General features: G+C 54.6%; 11 protein-coding genes. 2 read left to right on the top strand and 9 right to left on the bottom strand.

The window, feature by feature from the left end; translation table 11 throughout:
* Nucleotides 1-3 precede the first annotated feature (3 nt).
* The gene (locus NR121_RS13920; protein ID WP_074729459.1) at nt 4-1332 is read right to left on the bottom strand and encodes a cytochrome ubiquinol oxidase subunit I; all 1329 of its coding nucleotides are present in this window, start codon (nt 1330-1332) and stop codon (nt 4-6) included.
* Nucleotides 1333-1548: 216 nt separating this feature from the next.
* Between NR121_RS13920 and NR121_RS13915 the strand changes: the two genes are divergently transcribed.
* Nucleotides 1549-2139 carry a TetR/AcrR family transcriptional regulator gene (locus NR121_RS13915; protein WP_054818650.1) on the top strand — a complete coding sequence of 197 codons (591 nt, stop codon included), beginning with the start codon at nt 1549-1551 and terminating at the stop codon, nt 2137-2139.
* Between the two features lie 65 nt (nt 2140-2204).
* A complete protein-coding gene (locus NR121_RS13910) occupies nt 2205-3419 on the top strand; it encodes an MFS transporter (RefSeq protein ID WP_256831342.1) in 1215 nt (404 codons plus the stop codon).
* A gap of 164 nt (nt 3420-3583) precedes the next feature.
* Here NR121_RS13910 and NR121_RS13905 read toward each other — a convergent pair whose 3' ends face one another.
* From NR121_RS13905 to NR121_RS13870, 8 genes are all read right to left on the bottom strand, one after another.
* Complete coding sequence (locus NR121_RS13905) at nt 3584-4402, bottom strand: class I SAM-dependent methyltransferase (protein ID WP_256831341.1); 819 nt, start codon at nt 4400-4402, stop codon at nt 3584-3586.
* A 304-nt stretch (nt 4403-4706) separates the two neighbouring features.
* Nucleotides 4707-7676 (bottom strand): beta-phosphoglucomutase, encoded by a 2970-nt coding sequence (gene pgmB, locus NR121_RS13900; protein ID WP_054818619.1) that lies wholly within the window; start codon nt 7674-7676, stop codon nt 4707-4709.
* 31 nt (nt 7677-7707) lie between these two features.
* Nucleotides 7708-9048, bottom strand: coding sequence for an FAD-dependent oxidoreductase (locus NR121_RS13895; RefSeq protein WP_054818618.1), 1341 nt, complete (start codon nt 9046-9048; stop codon nt 7708-7710).
* Between the two features lie 26 nt (nt 9049-9074).
* Nucleotides 9075-9917 (bottom strand): carbohydrate ABC transporter permease, encoded by an 843-nt coding sequence (locus NR121_RS13890; protein ID WP_082660920.1) that lies wholly within the window; start codon nt 9915-9917, stop codon nt 9075-9077.
* A gap of 35 nt (nt 9918-9952) precedes the next feature.
* On the bottom strand, nt 9953-10855 hold the full coding sequence (locus NR121_RS13885) for a carbohydrate ABC transporter permease (RefSeq protein WP_054818617.1): 903 nt from the start codon (nt 10853-10855) through the stop codon (nt 9953-9955).
* A 165-nt stretch (nt 10856-11020) separates the two neighbouring features.
* Complete coding sequence (locus tag NR121_RS13880) at nt 11021-12349, bottom strand: ABC transporter substrate-binding protein (protein ID WP_062410436.1); 1329 nt, start codon at nt 12347-12349, stop codon at nt 11021-11023.
* A gap of 115 nt (nt 12350-12464) precedes the next feature.
* Nucleotides 12465-14063, bottom strand: a complete 1599-nt coding sequence (locus tag NR121_RS13875; RefSeq protein WP_054818615.1) for a response regulator transcription factor — start codon at nt 14061-14063, stop codon at nt 12465-12467.
* Nucleotides 14056-15864, bottom strand: coding sequence for a sensor histidine kinase (locus NR121_RS13870; RefSeq protein WP_074729462.1), 1809 nt, complete (start codon nt 15862-15864; stop codon nt 14056-14058). Before NR121_RS13870 ends, NR121_RS13875 begins: the two co-directional genes overlap by 8 nt.
* Nucleotides 15865-16110 lie beyond the last annotated feature (246 nt).

Here is a 16110-nt window from a genome sequence, read left to right as displayed (position 1 = left end):
TCCTCACAAGATGATGCGGCGTGTTTCCAGTTCCATCTCGGCCGGTTTGTTGCGGAACAACCGGGCCAGCACGAACAGGCACACGATACCCAGCACGGCATACAAGCCGGCAAATAGCCAAAATGCAACGCTAACGTGAGCGTTCGTGGTCGCCGCATCGGATACGCGCATATATCCCCGCATGATCCATGGCTGTCTTCCAACCTCCGCATAAAACCATCCGAGTTCGATGGCAAGCAAGGATAGCGGACCTCCAGCTAAAATGCCGACCAGTATCCAGCGATTGTAAGCATTCCTCCGTTTCAGCCATAACAGCGCAAGAAAAAGGACGGGAACGGCCAGCAAATAAAATCCGATACCGACCATGGCATCAAACAAATAATGGACATAGAGCGGAGGCCATTCGTCTTTTGGAAATTCATTTAAACCGACAACCAGGCCGTCAGGATGGTGGGTTGCGAGCAGACTGAGCGCCCAAGGGATTTCAATGGCCCCGGTCACCTCTTGCGTTGCCGGGTTCAATCGGCCTCCGATGATCAGGGGAGCTCTGCTGCCGCTCTCAAAATGCCACTCGGCAGCAGCGAGCTTCTCCGGCTGCTCCGCGGCCAGAAACCGGGCGGAGATGTCCCCGATTCCAATCGTTACGACGGCCAGGATAAGGCCGGCAGTCATATTCAGGCGAATCGATTTGCGGTAATAATCGTCCTTTCGTCCCCTGAGCATGGCGAAGGCGGCAATCATGGCCAAAAGAAAAGCGGCGGTTAGGTAAGCGGATGACAATACGTGCGCCACCTTTGACGGAGCGGCTGGATTGAACATGGCTGCCAGCGGATCAATGTTCGTCAACTTCCCGTTTTCAAAGGTGAATCCTTGCGGCGTATTCATAAACGCATTGACGGTCGTAATAAACAGCGCGGAACCGGATGAACCGATGATGATCGGAAGGGTGAGCAGCCAGTGTATATAAGGATTGGAGAATCGGTCCCAGGTGTAGAGATAGATGCCGAGAAATATCGCCTCGAAGAAAAACGCGAACGTCTCCATAAACAACGGCAAACCAATCACATTGCCTGCCAATCTCATAAATTCCGGCCACAGCAAACTGAGCTGAAGACCAATGCATGTCCCGGTGACGACACCGACGGCCACCGTGATCACAAAGCCCCGGGCCCATCTTCGGGCCATGAGCGAATAATGTACGTCCTTCTTCCGAATACCTATCCATTCGGCCATGGAAATGAAAACCGGAACGCCCACCCCGACCGTCGCAAACAAAATATGAAAAGCCAGCGTCATTTCCGTTAAGCCGCGGCTCCAATCGACCGTTCCCACGTTGTATCCCCCCCAAGACTAAAGGCAATTGGGCAAACTGAACCCGTACTCTGCTCATTTCATAATGGTTACTATACCCAAGGAAATCATTTGTATGCGGCGGAATCCGGTACAGAAAGGAACCTCATCCTCCACACAGCCCCTTGTTTTTTTCCCGCAGATCTGGTTATATCTATATTAGACCGGATGGTCAGTTTAATATCTGAGGTGAACGATATGCCGAGATCCACGGATCACGGAGAACAAACGAAGCGGAAAATCGCAAGCAGGGCCAAGGTCCTGTTCGAGCAGAAAGGATACGCCGCCACGACGATGGAAGAGATCCGGCATGTGTCGGAAACCAGCAAGGGCAGCATCTATTACCACTTCAAGAGCAAGGAGGCGTTGTTCCTTTATATTCTTGAACTGTCGATTCAGGAATGGCTCGACAAGTGGCGGGAGCTGGAGGCGCCGCTCGCGACGGCCACAGAGAAACTGTACCGATTGGCCGAGCATTACGCCGACGATTTCCAAAATCCGCTGCTGAAGGCTGCCGAGGAATTCTCGGGCAGCGAAGGCGGAGACCCGGAGATCAAAGCGAAGCTGATCGAGATTACGCGGATGCATTATCCGGTATTCCAACAGCTGCTGGAAGAGGGGATCCGGAGCGGGGAATTCAAGCCGGCTCCGCTGGAAGACCTGACGTTTATCCTGTTCGGCCTGCTTGGCGGAATCAGCGTCGCTTATTACGAATATGAGCCCGAACGGCTTTGCGCGTTATACCGGACTGCGGTTGACGTCCTGCTGAAGGGAATAGAGAACCGCTAATTTTTTTTACCCTTTCATTAGACCGGACGGTCAGTTTAATCTGTTCAGGCAAGGGAGAGATAAAAATGACAACTTTATTTCAGAACCGCGTGTTCCGCATCGTCGCGCTTGCCGATCTGATGCAGCAGCTTGCGATCTGGGTGCGCAATATCGCACTGCTCTTCTATGTCATGGAACAAACGAACAATGATCCCGTGGCGGTATCGCTGCTTACGGTATTCGAGTATGCGCCGATCTTCCTGTTCTCGTTCATCGGGGGCGCCTTCGCCGACCGGTGGAATCCGAAGCGAACCATGATCGCCGGCGATCTGCTAAGCGCACTATCGGTAGCGGCCATTTTATTGTTCGTGCTCGCGGGCTCCTGGCAGGCCGTATTCGCGGCAACGATCGTGTCGGCCATCGTCAGCCAATTCTCCCAACCCTCTTCGGCCATCATGTTCAAACGGCATGTGCCGGAGGAACTGGTGGGGGCGGCGATCGGCATTACCCAAAGTCTCATGTCGCTGTTCATCATCGTCGGGCCGATCATCGGCACGCTCCTCTATTCGCTGCTGGGCATCACGAATTCGCTTGTCATACTGATCGGTCTGTTCCTCGCGGCCGCCGCGATCCAGCTCGCGCTTCCGCCTTCCCCGCGCAATCCGGAGCGCCGGACCGTACCGATCCTGGAGGACATCAAGGAGGGGATCCGCTATGTCCGCGGCAGCCGTAATCTGGTCGTCATTGCACTGATGTTTGCCTGCATCGGGCTCGGCTCAGGCATTATCCAGCCGCTGGACATCTACATCGTAACGGAACGGCTGGGACTGGATAAAGAGAACATCCAGTGGTTCTATGCACTATCCGGTGCGGGAATGCTGATCGGCGGCGCGGCTGCGGCGGTCGGCGGCACGAAGCTGAACCCGCGGGGCGTTGCGTTTACCGGGATCGCGTTTCTGTCGCTGTCGATCGTGATCGAAGCCTTATCCGTGTGGGTGCCGCTCACCGCAGCGATGCGCTTCCTGGTCGGCGTCATGATGGCGTTCATGCAAACTGTTCTCGGTGCGCTCATGATAAAAATGGTGGAGGAAGCCTACATCGGACGCGTGAACGGAGCGATTACGCCGCTGCTCATGGCAGGCATAGTGGCCGGTTCGGCGATGGCAGGATTCCTGATGAAGACTTTTACCCTCGTCCCTGTATACTGCATGTCCGCGGGTATCATCTTGATCGCGGCATTCGTCAGTCTGGGGCTGCGGTTCGAGACTGCAGCAAACTCAGCGGAACACCCCCCGGCATGATGGGAGATAAAAGTTCAAACAGAGAAAAGAGACCGCGGAGACAAGCGGAGTCAAGCTGCCCGCGGTCTTTGTCAGATGAAGGAAATAGGATCGGATATAGATGAATTGGCGGGATTCAGTGCGATGCCCGTCACCCCCGCTCAGCGGGTGTCCGGCTGCGTGCGCTACACAATGCCCAGTCGCATCCGGTAACAGAATAAAACCGGCCGTTCTTCGTCGGCAAACGCCTGCGCCACCAGCTCGCGGAATGCGGCAACCTCCGCATGCAGCTCGTCCGCGCCCAGCTTTAAAGCGGTTTGCAGGCCGCCCAGGCTAAAGGCGATATTCGCGTAGCGGGCGGCATCGCACATTTCCCAATGATGAAAGACGATTTCCCTGGAATATCGGAATAAGCCCGACTCGCGAATGCGCTGCAGATGCTCATTTTTGTTCCATTTGCGCGCTTGCTGCTCATCCGGCGCCAACTCCGCCATACGTGCATCGCCCAGGGCAGCGAGCCTCAAGTACTGCTCTTCGATCTTCCAGTCGAACGCCGGGGGCCAGTCGCAATCGTAAGCGGCGAACACACCGCCCGGACGGAGCACGCGGGCGAACTCGCGGAGTGTGCTTTGCGGTTCCATCCAATGAAACGATTGCGAGCAGGTGACGATGTCGGCGGATGCTGAAGGCAATGCCAATTGATGGGAAAATCCCTTGACAAATTGCAGCTTGTCCGGTTTGCCAATCGCTTCCCATTTGGCCAAAGCTACCGCTCGCATATCGTCGCTCGGTTCAACGCCGATGACGCGCTCCACCTCATTCAACCATAAAAAAGTAGAAAGGCCTGTGCCGCAGCCCACGTCCACTACCGTTTGCGGCTTGTGGCGCAAGTACGTGGTCACCAGCTTGACGACCTCTTGGGGGGCCGTGGGCCGATTCTCATCGTAGAGCGTGCCGTATCCGGTAAAACGCTGCACATTATTCATGCGTATGTGTTCAATCATAGCGTCCATTCACTCCTTTTTCCATATGTCCGAACGGCAAACGCCGCAGCTCTGACGATGCATTTCTCGGGGGAAACGCGGGGGTTGGCGGGACTATGTTTTCTATCATTATATGATTTCATCAACGGTATATCCAATGAGCTGCTCTTGTACGTTTATCGAGTGCCGGATTGTTATTGTCCTTTACTACTTAGTCCGTTAAATAAGCTAACGGACTGGCCCTATAAAAAAGAGCCTCCAGTGTGGAGGCTCAAAATGTCCGTTTTTGTATGGGATTGCCCTAAGCCCTGCTGGGGAGCGCGGCTTAAGCGCTTGTTTCGTAAATTTCTTTCAACCGGCTCCAGGTGAGCTGCTCGGTGGAGGCGACCACCGTATCCGCAATAGCCAGCGTCTCGGGATGGCCGACGCCGACGGATACCATATTCGCCGCATTCACAGCTTCAAGGCCCGAGAAGGCGTCCTCGATGCCGATGCAGTTCTTCGGCCGCACCCCGAGCGCCTCGGCGGCTTTCAGGAATACTTCGGGATCAGGCTTGCCGCGTTCCAATGCCCCGGCATCGACGATGTGGTCGAAATAATCCGTGATGGCCAGAGCTTGCAGGATGGTCTGCGCGTTCCGGCTTGCCGAAGCGACCGCCATCTTGATCCCGTTGCTCTTCAATTCCGCAAGCAGCCGGGGGATGCCCGGCAGCAGGTGCTCCGGCCGGATCGTGCGGATGAGCTCCTGGTACCGGCTGTTTTTGCGGGCCATGAACTGTTCCTTCTCCGTCTCGGAGAACGTGCGGTTCGCTTGCTGCAGGATCAGCTCGAGCGACGCTTTCCGGTCGACGCCCTTCAGCTTCTCGTTATACGTCCGGTCGAACGGAATGCCAAGCTCATCGGCGAGCTCTTTCCAGGCTTGGTAGTGGAACTCCGCCGTATCGGTCAGCACACCGTCTAGATCGAAAATAACGGCTTCCAGCTGCCGGTTAGGCAAGGAAACCTTCCGATCCACACGCACCGATTTCCCCAAGTGGCGGATCGTCAGAGGGACGCCATCGACCAGCTCGTAGGTCGTTTGGTCTTTCCGGACGCTAATGGCCAGCACGCTTCCGCGGTACACCATGCGAAACGTGTAGCTTGGCCAATTCGGCGGAATGACTGGTTCAAAATACAGCTCTCCGTCATATTGTCTCATGCCGGCAAAACCGTTGACGATCATTAACCAGCTTCCGGCCATCGAAGCGGTATGAATACCGTCCTTCGCGTTCAAGTGGTAATCGTCCAGATCGACCCGCGCCGTCTGCATGAAGTAATCGTACGCTTCGTCCACATACCCGAGCTCAGCGCCCACAATGCCGTGAATGCAAGCGGACAGCGACGAATCGTGTGTCGTTAACGGCTCGTAGTACTTGTAATTCCGCTGCTTCTCCCAAGTCGTGAACCGGTTCCCCTGGAGGAACAAGGCCATCACCAGGTCGGCCTGCTTCAGCACCTGGTGCCGGTTGATCACGAGCGCATGATAATGCAGCATTAATGGATAGTTTTCTTTCGGCGTGCCTGCGAAATCCCATTTCGCTTTGGTCAGGAAGGTATCGTCCTGCCCGATCAGTCCCTTGTCCCGGTGCACGTACATATGCTCGGCGGCCTTGGCCCAGCCTGCCACTTCTTCTTCCGTGAGCCCCATCGCCTGCTGTAGTTGGGTCCAGCGTTCCGGCTGCTGCGCACGCAGTTCCGCCGCTACCTTCACGGCATATTCCAGTTGGTCCTTCACCATAACATTGGTGTACGTGTTATTGTCAATGACGGTCGTGTATTCATCCGGGCCGGTTACGCCGTTGATGCAGAAGCCGCGTCCTTCGATCCAATCGCCCGCATCCGCAAAGAAGCGCGACGTTTCGAACAGCATTTCGGCCCCTTCGTGATATAAAAATTCCAAGTCGCCGGTCGCTTCCACATACTTCTTGAGCGCATAGGCGATGTCCGCATTAATATGATACTGGGCGGTGCTTGCCGCATAGTAGGCCGATGTCTCCTCGCCGTCGATGGTGCGCCAAGCGTAAAGCGCTCCGGCCTGGGACATTTCCGCGGCGCGATCTTTGGCCTTCGGCAATATATGATGCCGGTAGCGCAGCAGCTGCTTGGCGATGTCCGGCTTCGTGTACAGGAAGAACGGCAGGATATACGTCTCGGTATCCCAGAAGTAATGGCCGTCATAGCCTTCGCCGGTGATCCCCTTCGCGCCGATATTCGTCCTGCCGTCGCGGCCTACCGACTGCAGCAGGTGGAAAGCGTTGAAGCGAAGCGCCTGCTGCAGCGCCTCGTCGCCTTCTACGAGGATATCGGCCGTTTTCCAGAACGCATCCAAAACCTCGCGGTGCGCTTGGGCGATCGCGTCGAATTTGGCCTTCTTGGCATCCTCCAGTTCCCGGGTCGCCTTCTCCAGCAGCTCCGCTTCCGGGTAATCCTTGGAGGAATAGTACGTGATATACTTTTCCAGCACGACCGTCTCGTTGGCCTCCGCCGCCACGCGGAACCGCTTCTCCAGCCGCTGCCCTTCCAGCCGGGTATCCAGCCGGTACGGATGGCTCAATTGATGCTCAACACCGCAAACAAGCGAGAACCTCGTCATCTGCGTCTGCTGCAGCAGAGCCGCGAACGTATGGTTCTCATACGATTCCTTCGTCTGCAGCACTTGTCCGCCGAAGGCCGAGCCGGCACGCGGGTCCCCGGAGGCGATCTGGTTCGTCACCTCCCCGTTGATCGCCGAAACGAGCAGAAGCTCCCCGGAAAAATTAAGCGGCGTCACTTCATAGCGGATCACCGCGAGATGCTTATTCGTGAAGGAAGCGAACCGTTCCGTCCGAATCCGGACTCGTTTGCCGGCGGCGGTTTCCCATACGACCGTACGGGTCATCGTGCCCTTGCGCATATCCAGTTTACGTTCATACTGCTCATGCTTGCCTGTAAACAGGCTGAATTTTTGTCCGTCCACATAAAGCTCGATGATTTTGCCGTCCGTCACGTTCAGCATGGTCTGATGGTATTTCGCAAAGCCGTACTGGCGCCCCTTGCTGTAAGCGATCGGGGAGGAATCATAAAATCCGTTCAAGTAGGTGCCGTGAAGCGAGGTCCCCTTCGGACCGTCGTAGCCCTCCTCGAAGTTGCCTCTCATGCCGATATATCCGTTACCGACGGCAAACACCGTCTCGTCCCGTTGATTCGTCTCCGTATCGAAAGAGCTTTCCGTGATCGTCCACGGCTCGTAAGGATAAATGATATGACCTGTTCGCATCGGTTTCTCGCTGTCTCCTCTATGTTCTTCTTTAGTCTAACAGGACTCCGTCCTGGCGAAGCTGCTGCTGCAGATCCTTCACATTCAATTCATGCGGACTGACGCCCCGCTTCACCGCCATACCGGCTGCGGTTCCGGCCGCCTGCCCCGTGGCCATGCAGCTTGGGGAAAGACGCGTCGTCGCCAGCGCTTCGTGCGAAGTGGAGATGCAGCGGCCTCCCGCAAGCAAATTCGAAACCCCTTTGGCCAGCAGACAGCGGTAAGGAATATCATAAGCGCCGTCGCCAGCGATCCAGGCCGCGGTGACGCCTTTGTTCTTCGGATCGTGGATATCGATCGGATAGCCGCTGCGGGCAATGCAGTCCTCGAACCGGCGGCCTTCCGTCACATCCGAGATTTGCAGGCTGTACACGCCGTCCAGACGCCGCGTCTCGCGAATCCCGATCTGCGCGCCGACCTGCGAGATCGATGCTTTCTCAAACCCCGGAAGATGCTTTACCATAAAATCGGCTACCATCAGCACTTGCTTGCGGCCGAGCTCCTCCGCTTCCGTCAAATCCTCCACGCGGGTTCCGTCCAGCCCCTGCACACGCGTCGTATTGACCAGCACCTCGTCTTCGCCCGGGCCGGTAAAGAAGAGAACCTGATCCCGGTTGATCGGCAGCGCCGCTTCCTTCCAGTGCTTGTAGAAGCCTTGAACTGCCGTCAGCGGCAGCTGATCCAGCTCATCGATCGGCGTTTTCTTGTAAAACTCCTCCGGATGCTCAATCATGTATTGCTTTACCTTGGCCAAATCGACGCCGCGCATACGGAACTTCATCGTCATCGGCTGGGTGAGCTGATCTTCATCCCGGCCTTTCAGAATCGGCGCGCCGGCCAGATAAGCGACATCCGCGTCCCCGCTCGTGTCAATGAACATTTTCGCTTTCACATCGATCTTGCCGGACTTTGTGGTCAGCCGAACCGATTCGATCCGATCATTCTTCACCGTCACGTCGTCCACAAAGCTGTGAAGCAGCACCTTCACGCCGGCCTCGCGAAGCATATCCAGTACAAGCACCTTATAGATTTCCGGATCATACGGGGTAATCGTGCTGACGAACCCGCACGTATCCCGAACGTGCCCCGGAGAGGCGTTCAGTGCCATCAACCGGTCGACGATTTCCTGGGCGATCCCGGCGATGACCTGCTTTCCGTCCATTGTATGATAGGTCATCCAGGGATACACGAGCGCGATCGTCGACATCCCTCCCAAAAATCCGTATCTCTCGATGATCATCGTCCGCACTCCGCTGCGTCCGGCTGCAATGGCCGCGTTGATTCCTGCCGGCCCTCCGCCGACGACGACAATATCCGTTTCGATCGTTTGCATTGAAAAACAGCTCCTTTTCGTATGCCTTATCCTTTAATTCCCGTGCTGGCGATCCCTTCGATAAACCATTTCTGAAAAATCGACACAATGGCGATCAGCGGCAACAGCGCGGAAACAGAGGCAGCCATAATTAAGGTATAGTTCGTACTGTTCTCGTCCACGTAGTTCGTGAGCGCGAGCGGGATCGTGTACAGGTGGTTGTCCCTAAGAAAAATAAGCGGATTCTCGTACTCGTTCCAGTGCCAAGTGAACGTAAGGATCAGCAGGGTCACCAGAGCGGGTTTGGTCAGCGGCAGCGAAATTTGCCAGAACATACGCCAGTAGCCGGCGCCGTCCACCTTCGCAGCCTCCAGCAATTCATTGGGCAGCGTGCTGAAAAATTGGCGCATGATGAATGTGCCCAGTACCGTGAACATGCCCGGCAGAATCAGCGACATGTGCGTATTGAGCATGCCCAGCTTATCGAACAGGATAAACCGCGGCACCAACAAAATCTGGCTGGGAATAATCATCGTAGCCAGGTAAAGGACGAACAACAAATCACGTCCTTTAAATCTCAGCTTGGCGAAGGCAAACCCGGCGAGCGCGCTTGTAATAAGGCATCCCCCTACCGTGAGCGCGGTAATTTTGATGGAGTTCCAATAGTAGAGCAGGAACGGGTATTTGCCGAACCAAACCTCCTTATAGTTGTCGAGCACGAATCGTTCCGGAATCCAATCGATCGGGTACTTAAACATATCGGCCGGCAGCTTGAAGGAAGATGAGATCATCCACAGAAAAGGCGTGATCATGATCACGGCCAGCGCCGTGAAGATCACCGTCATGACCAGCTTCAGGCCGACCTCTCTCATTTTTAATGTCGTATTCATGGGATGTGCGCTCCTTTACCGGTTAATGGAAGTGGTTAGAACTGATCTTGCCATTTTTTCTGTTCCCGCCATTGCAATATGGTGATCACGAAGATAATCAGGAACAAGACCCAGGACATGGCGGCGGCGTAGCCCATTTCGTAATACTGGAAGGCCTGGATGTAAATATAATAGGCGAGCACCATCGTCGAATTCAGCGGCCCCCCCTTGGTCATCACGGCCACGGCGGCGAATACCTGGAAGGTAGAGATAATCAGCGTCACGGCGATCAGGAAGCTCGTAGGCTTCAGCATCGGAACCGTGATTTTGAAGAAGCTTTTCATGCCCGTAGCCCCGTCGATCGAAGCCGCTTCGTACAAATCCTTGGGCACTCCTTGAAGGCCGGCCATGTAGAGCACCATCGTATAGCCCGTGTACGTCCATACGACCATGATGATGATCGCCGGCAGCGCCCAATCGGGACTGGCGAGCCAGCCGGGCAAGTTCTCGATGCCTAGCGAACGAAGCGTTCCGTTAATCGGCCCGTTCGTCGGATTGTACATCACGCTCCAGACGATCGAGATCGCTACGATACTGCTGACATAAGGAAGGAAGAACAAAACGCGGAGGAAATTTTTCAAATAGACGAATTTGTTCAGAATGACCGCAATCACAAGACCGATGGCCATCGCCGAAGGTACCGTCACCGCAGTAAAGATGAAGTTATTTTTCAGGGACTGCAGGAAATACTCGTCGGTCATCAGCTTTTTGAAGTGAGCCAAGCCGACCCATTCGATCCCCGAGAAGCCCATCATGTAATCCCAATCAATAAAGACCATGACCAGACTGAACAAAAGCGGAAACACGACAAATAAAAAGACCCCTAGAAAATTGGGCAAGATGAACAGATAGCCCGCCAAATTCTCCTTGAGTTTTTGTTGGTTAAATCTACTTTTCACATGAAGTCACCCTCTTTTCTTGATGCTCTCATTGTAAGTGACCCCGCCGCCGGACAGAATGGCGAAAGCTTTGCACTTTAAGGGTGATTCTTGGTTCACATCATGACAAAAAACGCCCCTATCCTAAGATAGAGGCGTTCATCGGCGCGCCCACGGGGCGCAGCCTTATTTTTTCTCCGATTGAATGGCCTTGTCGGCGCGGGTTTTCAGGGCTTCCATCGTTTTGTTAATGTCCTGCACATTCATGAAGTACTTTTCGGATTCCTCGCGGAGAATCGTGTTCAGCTGCGGGAATGCAACCGAGTTGAACCGCGTAGCAAAGGTCAGGTCGCCCTTGATCAGTGCCGTCAACGATTCTTTATCAATAATTTTCTCATCCTGTCCGATAATCAGCTCAGTGATTTTGTTAAAATCCGCTTTCTTGTTGGTCGGAATGCGTCCGCCGGCAACCATATCCATATTGCCTTCCTGCAGGTACCAGGCCATGAACTTGAACGCTGCCTCCTTGTTGGCGCTGTTCTTGTTGATGGACATAAAATCGTTCACACCGCCGTTGTTGACATTCGTTCCCTTCTCAAACTGCGGAGTAGGCGCGAAGGCTACCGCGAAGTCGCGCGGATATTTGGCCGTGTCCTTGATCGTGCGGAGCATGTACGTGCCGCCGTAAACCATTGCGGCTTTGCCCGTCAGAAGCTCATTTGCCGGATCGAGCTTGTTCGCTACGCCTTCCGCCCAAGATACCATGGCTCCCTGGTCATACAACAGTTTCTGCAGCTCCAAGCCTTTTTTCACTGCCGGATGGTTGAAGTTGGACATACCGTCCGCCGTATAGAAAGCATCCTTCGGCTGTACCGTCGCAAGCGCAAATTTGCTGATAAACAGGTCGGAGCCCGGCGTGATGAAGCTGCCCTTCATTCCGTCCTTAGTCAGCTTTTGAGCCAGCGCTACGTACTCGTCCCAGGTCCACTCGACAGGGACCTTGACACCGGCTTCATCCAGAGCCTTCTTATTGATAACGATCATGTCGATAATTTTGTTAGCCGGCAAATAGTGGATTTGATCCTTAAATTTCTGGATGTTCTCCATGCCGATGATCTCTTCGACATTGAAGCCTTCTTTTTGGATCAGCTCGTCAAGCGGAGCTGTCATGCCCGCATTCAGACGGCGGTTCAGGTTGGCCTCCCCGTAGCTGATGAAAATGTCCGGTGCGTCGGATTGCGTCATCAACGCCGTATCCAGCTTCGTATTGCCGGAATCGTCATTGACGTAACGAACATATTCCATTTGAATATCCGGATGGCTTTGGTTCCACTTGTCAATAACGGCTTTCGGACCGTTCTCTTCCGGAACGGCGCCCCACATGCGCAGTTTCACTGCTTTCTTCTCGCTGTCTGCGCCGCTGTTTGCTTGCGTATCGGGTTGGCTTGCGCAACCGCTAACAATTAAGGACGCGGACATGACAACGGCAGCCGTACCCATAACCCATTTTTTCATAGCTTGATTACCCCTCCATGGTGTATGCTTTAGCTTTCGACCTCAGCTTAACAAAGATGGACCTGCGGCAGAAGGGGTGATTCCTGCTAAAAACCGTCTCATTCTTGGTTGCTGCTTATTTGCGGCCCAGCACCGTCTTGCGGTATTCCAGCGGATGAATGCCTTCCACTTTTTTAAACAGCTTGCTGAAATAGTTCGTATCGGTATACCCGACCTTCTCCGCAATTTCATATACTTTGTAGTGCTGGTTCTTCAGCAGCTCCCTCGCTTTATCCATCCGGATCCGGGTTATGAAGTCCATGATGGTTTCCCCGGTTTCCCGTTTAAACAGCACGCTTAAATAGTTTTCCGTAAACCCGATTTCCTTAGCCAGCTCCGATACCTTCAGCGGTTCGTTGTAATGCTCGCGAATTCGCCGGACGACGGTCGCAATCTCCGGTCTCCACTGCTGCGTAGCCAGTGTCTTGTAATATTGAAAATAACCGCCTATCCATCCGCAAAACCACGTGTACAGCTCCTCCAGCGTTTCAATCTGGCGAACGGCGTGCAGCGGGTACCGGTTCCGGTACGGAGGCACGGCGTACAAATCGCCTTTTAACGGACGCAATCCGTGACCGAAAATATGGACGAGCTCCACCCATTCCTCGCGCAGCATATCCGGACTCCGGAAAGGCCCTTCGCGCAGGCTGTCCGTCCAGCGGTCCAGCAGCGCAAGTACGCCGGCTTCGTCCTGCTTTTCAATCAGCTGAATCCATTGCGCCTGCGTCCATGGAACATGTGTCTCCAAGGGACTCGCATAGTGCAGCGAATCGAAGGCAATGATACCGCCCATCCCCCGGTAAAACCGGTGCTCCAGGGCTGTTTTGGCTTGGAGGTAACCGGTGTGCAGCTCATCGGTCGACATCAGCGAATCAGAGTAGCCCACACTTACCGAAAGCTTCAGAAACGTACGAACCGCCTCCTGCATTTCCAGCAGCATGTCGGCTTCCATATAATCGGTGATGACCGCAAACCGGCCTCCCTCGATTTCCACCAGCTCGCCTTCATCGTATTTGCGCAAAATTTCGGTCAAAATGTTGGCCACGGTATAAGACAGCAGCTTCTCGGACTGGAAATTATTTTCCTCCAGCACCTCTTCATACGCGTCCAGCTGAAGGTTAACAATACGGTAAGGGGGGGTGAACGGCGGAATGTGGAATTCCTCGAAGGTCGCCCGGATTTCTCCCGGCGTGCACTGTTTGGTCAGCAGATCCCTCATCCGTTTTTCCTTCACTTCCTTGCCGTACAAGTGTGCCTGCATCTCCAGCCGCGTCGCCGCCGAGGCCGACACCCGCTGCGCCTCAATCTCTTCCTTCAGCCGGATCAGCTTGGCCAAGAGCTCCTCGGGCTCCATGGCCAGCTTCAGGATATAATCGACAGCGCCCAGCCGCAGTGCCTTCTGGACGTATTCAAAATCGTTATGGCTGGAAAGAATTAAGCACTTGGCCGCGGGATACTTTTCCTTGATCCGTTCGATCAGCTCCAGCCCGTCACAACCGGGCATCCGAATGTCCGTCAGCACGATATCGCAAGGGGTCCGCTCCATTACGGCCAATGCTTCATTCCCGTCCGAGGCTTCCCCGACGAGCCGAAACCCGTTCTCTTCCCAGGGAATGATGGTTTTCAATCCGATCCGGACCAAAATTTCGTCGTCTGCAATCAATACGTTAATCATGCTGCGTCGCCTCCTTTGCAAGCGGAAGAGTCACCGTTACGGTTGTTCCTTCACCGGGTACACTGCTTAAGCGGAGCCCATATCCGGGTCCAAAATGCATCGCAATCCGCTCGTTCACATTCCGGATGCCGATGCCGGTCGATTTGGCATGGGACGGCGCTCCGTCGGTGAATACGCGTTCAAGCTGGTCAGGCTCCATCCCTTGTCCGTTATCGTAAATTGTCAGCACCAGCTTGTCCCCTTCCTCATGCGCGGTAATGGAAACCTCCAGCGGGCTGCGATTACCGTGAATGATACTGTTCTCCACAATCGGCTGCAGGGTAAATTGCAGAATTTCGCAAGACATGAGCCGCTCCGGCACCTCGACGTGAACGCGGATATTATCGTGGAAGCGCAGCTTTTGCAAATCCATATACATCTCCAAATGGCTCAGCTCTTCCTGCAGCGTCGTTCGCTCACGGCCTGCTCTCATCGAGATTTCAAGCAGTTTGCCGAGCTTTGTGATCATCTGGCTGACGTGCTGCGCCCCGGAAAGCATCGCTGACCACTTGATGGAATTCAGCGTATTGAACAGGAAATGAGGGTTGATCTGCGCCTGAAGCGCTTGAAATCTCGCTTCTTCCTTGCGCCGCTGCTCTTCGGAAAGCCTCAGGATCAGCTCTTCGAGCCGTCCGACCATCTCATTGAAGCGCAGGCCGAGCTGAGATACCTCGTCCGACCCGCGAACAGACACCCGGGAGGAGAAGTCCCCTTGTCCAACCCGGTCCATCGAATGCAGCAGCCTTCCGATCCGCTTGGCAAATTGCAGCATCACAAATGTAAATGCACACGTGAAAATCAAGAACCAGATAAGCAGCCAAAGCAGTGATTGATTTTTGATCTGACCCAGGCTCGATTGCAGCTCCTCCTCAGGGGCCAACTGCACCACGGTCCACCCCAAATGAGGCATGAACGCCCCATTCAGCGCAAAACGCTGTCCATCGGCTTGAACGCTCCGATACTCTTCCTGCGGGGAAAGCGCATTCGCCCGAAGGGCCAGATTCACGACCTCCTGCGGCAGCACAGGCCCCCGCTGATCGAGCAGCTGCCCATCCTTCTTGATCAGCAGCGTCACCCGGTCTGTCCCGGTCGTTTTCGCCGGAAGGGCGCTCGTCTCCATCGGGGATGGCAGCCCAATCAACAACAGACCCGCCGCTTTGCCGTTCGAGCTGTCTTTAATCAACCGGGACATGACGAACAGCGAGTTCTCTGCCCCAGCCTGCGGCGGAGGAAGCAGCGTTCCTTGATACGCAAGCTGCCAATAAGGCCAGCCTTCCAATCGAAGAGTCTCCTGAACCCAGGCTTCCTTTCGGAGCTGTTCGTACAACGCCGGCTCCTCGAAGCCGGCCGCCGTAGACAAAACATGTCCGCCAAAGTCCAGCAAAGCGACCACGGCATTACTGTCCAGCAGAATGTCGCGAATATTCATCAGCTTTTTGTGAACCGACGTAAATTGCTGGAAAGACGGATAATCGGTCATCCAGCCCTGACGGTGGCTCGTCTGCAAATAAGCCGCCACCTCGGGATCATTGACGATCAAATGAGAGGCGTTGAGCATCCGCTCGGCTGTCCCGTCGATGCTGCTTGCCGTATGGCGCACCGCTTCCTGACGGCTCTGATTGACTTCGCGGCGCACGACCTCTTGGCTGGAAACGTATACGTTATATATGATAATGGTGATGGGAATCAAGATGAGCAGGATAAAGGAAAGTATGATCTTTCCCCGAATTGAGGTCAGGGGCGACTTTATCCGCCGAAGCATGCAGGGTATCCTCCTCTTCGCGATAAGCGTTAACATGAATCGGGATCAACTTTGTAATATAGCATATCTCTCATGGGATGAAAATGAACATATCTTGGCGTTTCGGGGAAATTTCTTTCTGGAAAATGGATGAAAAACAATGCTCGGGGAAAGGGAAACTTCTGGCGCGGACGTCATCTTCGGAGGATAGTGATAATGATTATCATTTTTGGTTATCCTTTTAAAAAGGAGGCAGTTGCCTCTGCC

The sequence above is a fragment of the Paenibacillus sp. Pae15 genome (assembly GCF_024519685.1).
Taxonomy (GTDB): domain Bacteria; phylum Bacillota; class Bacilli; order Paenibacillales; family NBRC-103111; genus Paenibacillus_G; species Paenibacillus_G naphthalenovorans.
This window is presented reverse-complemented; position numbering and strand designations above follow the sequence as displayed.

Coding starts and splice junctions, on each gene's coding strand:
- NR121_RS13905 (WP_256831341.1), bottom strand. CDS start 4,402: ATGATTGAACACATACGCATGAATAATGTGCAGCGTTTTACCGGATAC.
- NR121_RS13880 (WP_062410436.1), bottom strand. CDS start 12,349: ATGAAAAAATGGGTTATGGGTACGGCTGCCGTTGTCATGTCCGCGTCC.
- NR121_RS13875 (WP_054818615.1), bottom strand. CDS start 14,063: ATGATTAACGTATTGATTGCAGACGACGAAATTTTGGTCCGGATCGGA.
- NR121_RS13890 (WP_082660920.1), bottom strand. CDS start 9,917: ATGAATACGACATTAAAAATGAGAGAGGTCGGCCTGAAGCTGGTCATG.
- pgmB (WP_054818619.1), bottom strand. CDS start 7,676: ATGCGAACAGGTCATATCATTTATCCTTACGAGCCGTGGACGATCACG.
- NR121_RS13895 (WP_054818618.1), bottom strand. CDS start 9,048: ATGCAAACGATCGAAACGGATATTGTCGTCGTCGGCGGAGGGCCGGCA.
- NR121_RS13910 (WP_256831342.1), top strand. CDS start 2,205: ATGACAACTTTATTTCAGAACCGCGTGTTCCGCATCGTCGCGCTTGCC.
- NR121_RS13915 (WP_054818650.1), top strand. CDS start 1,549: ATGCCGAGATCCACGGATCACGGAGAACAAACGAAGCGGAAAATCGCA.
- NR121_RS13870 (WP_074729462.1), bottom strand. CDS start 15,864: ATGCTTCGGCGGATAAAGTCGCCCCTGACCTCAATTCGGGGAAAGATC.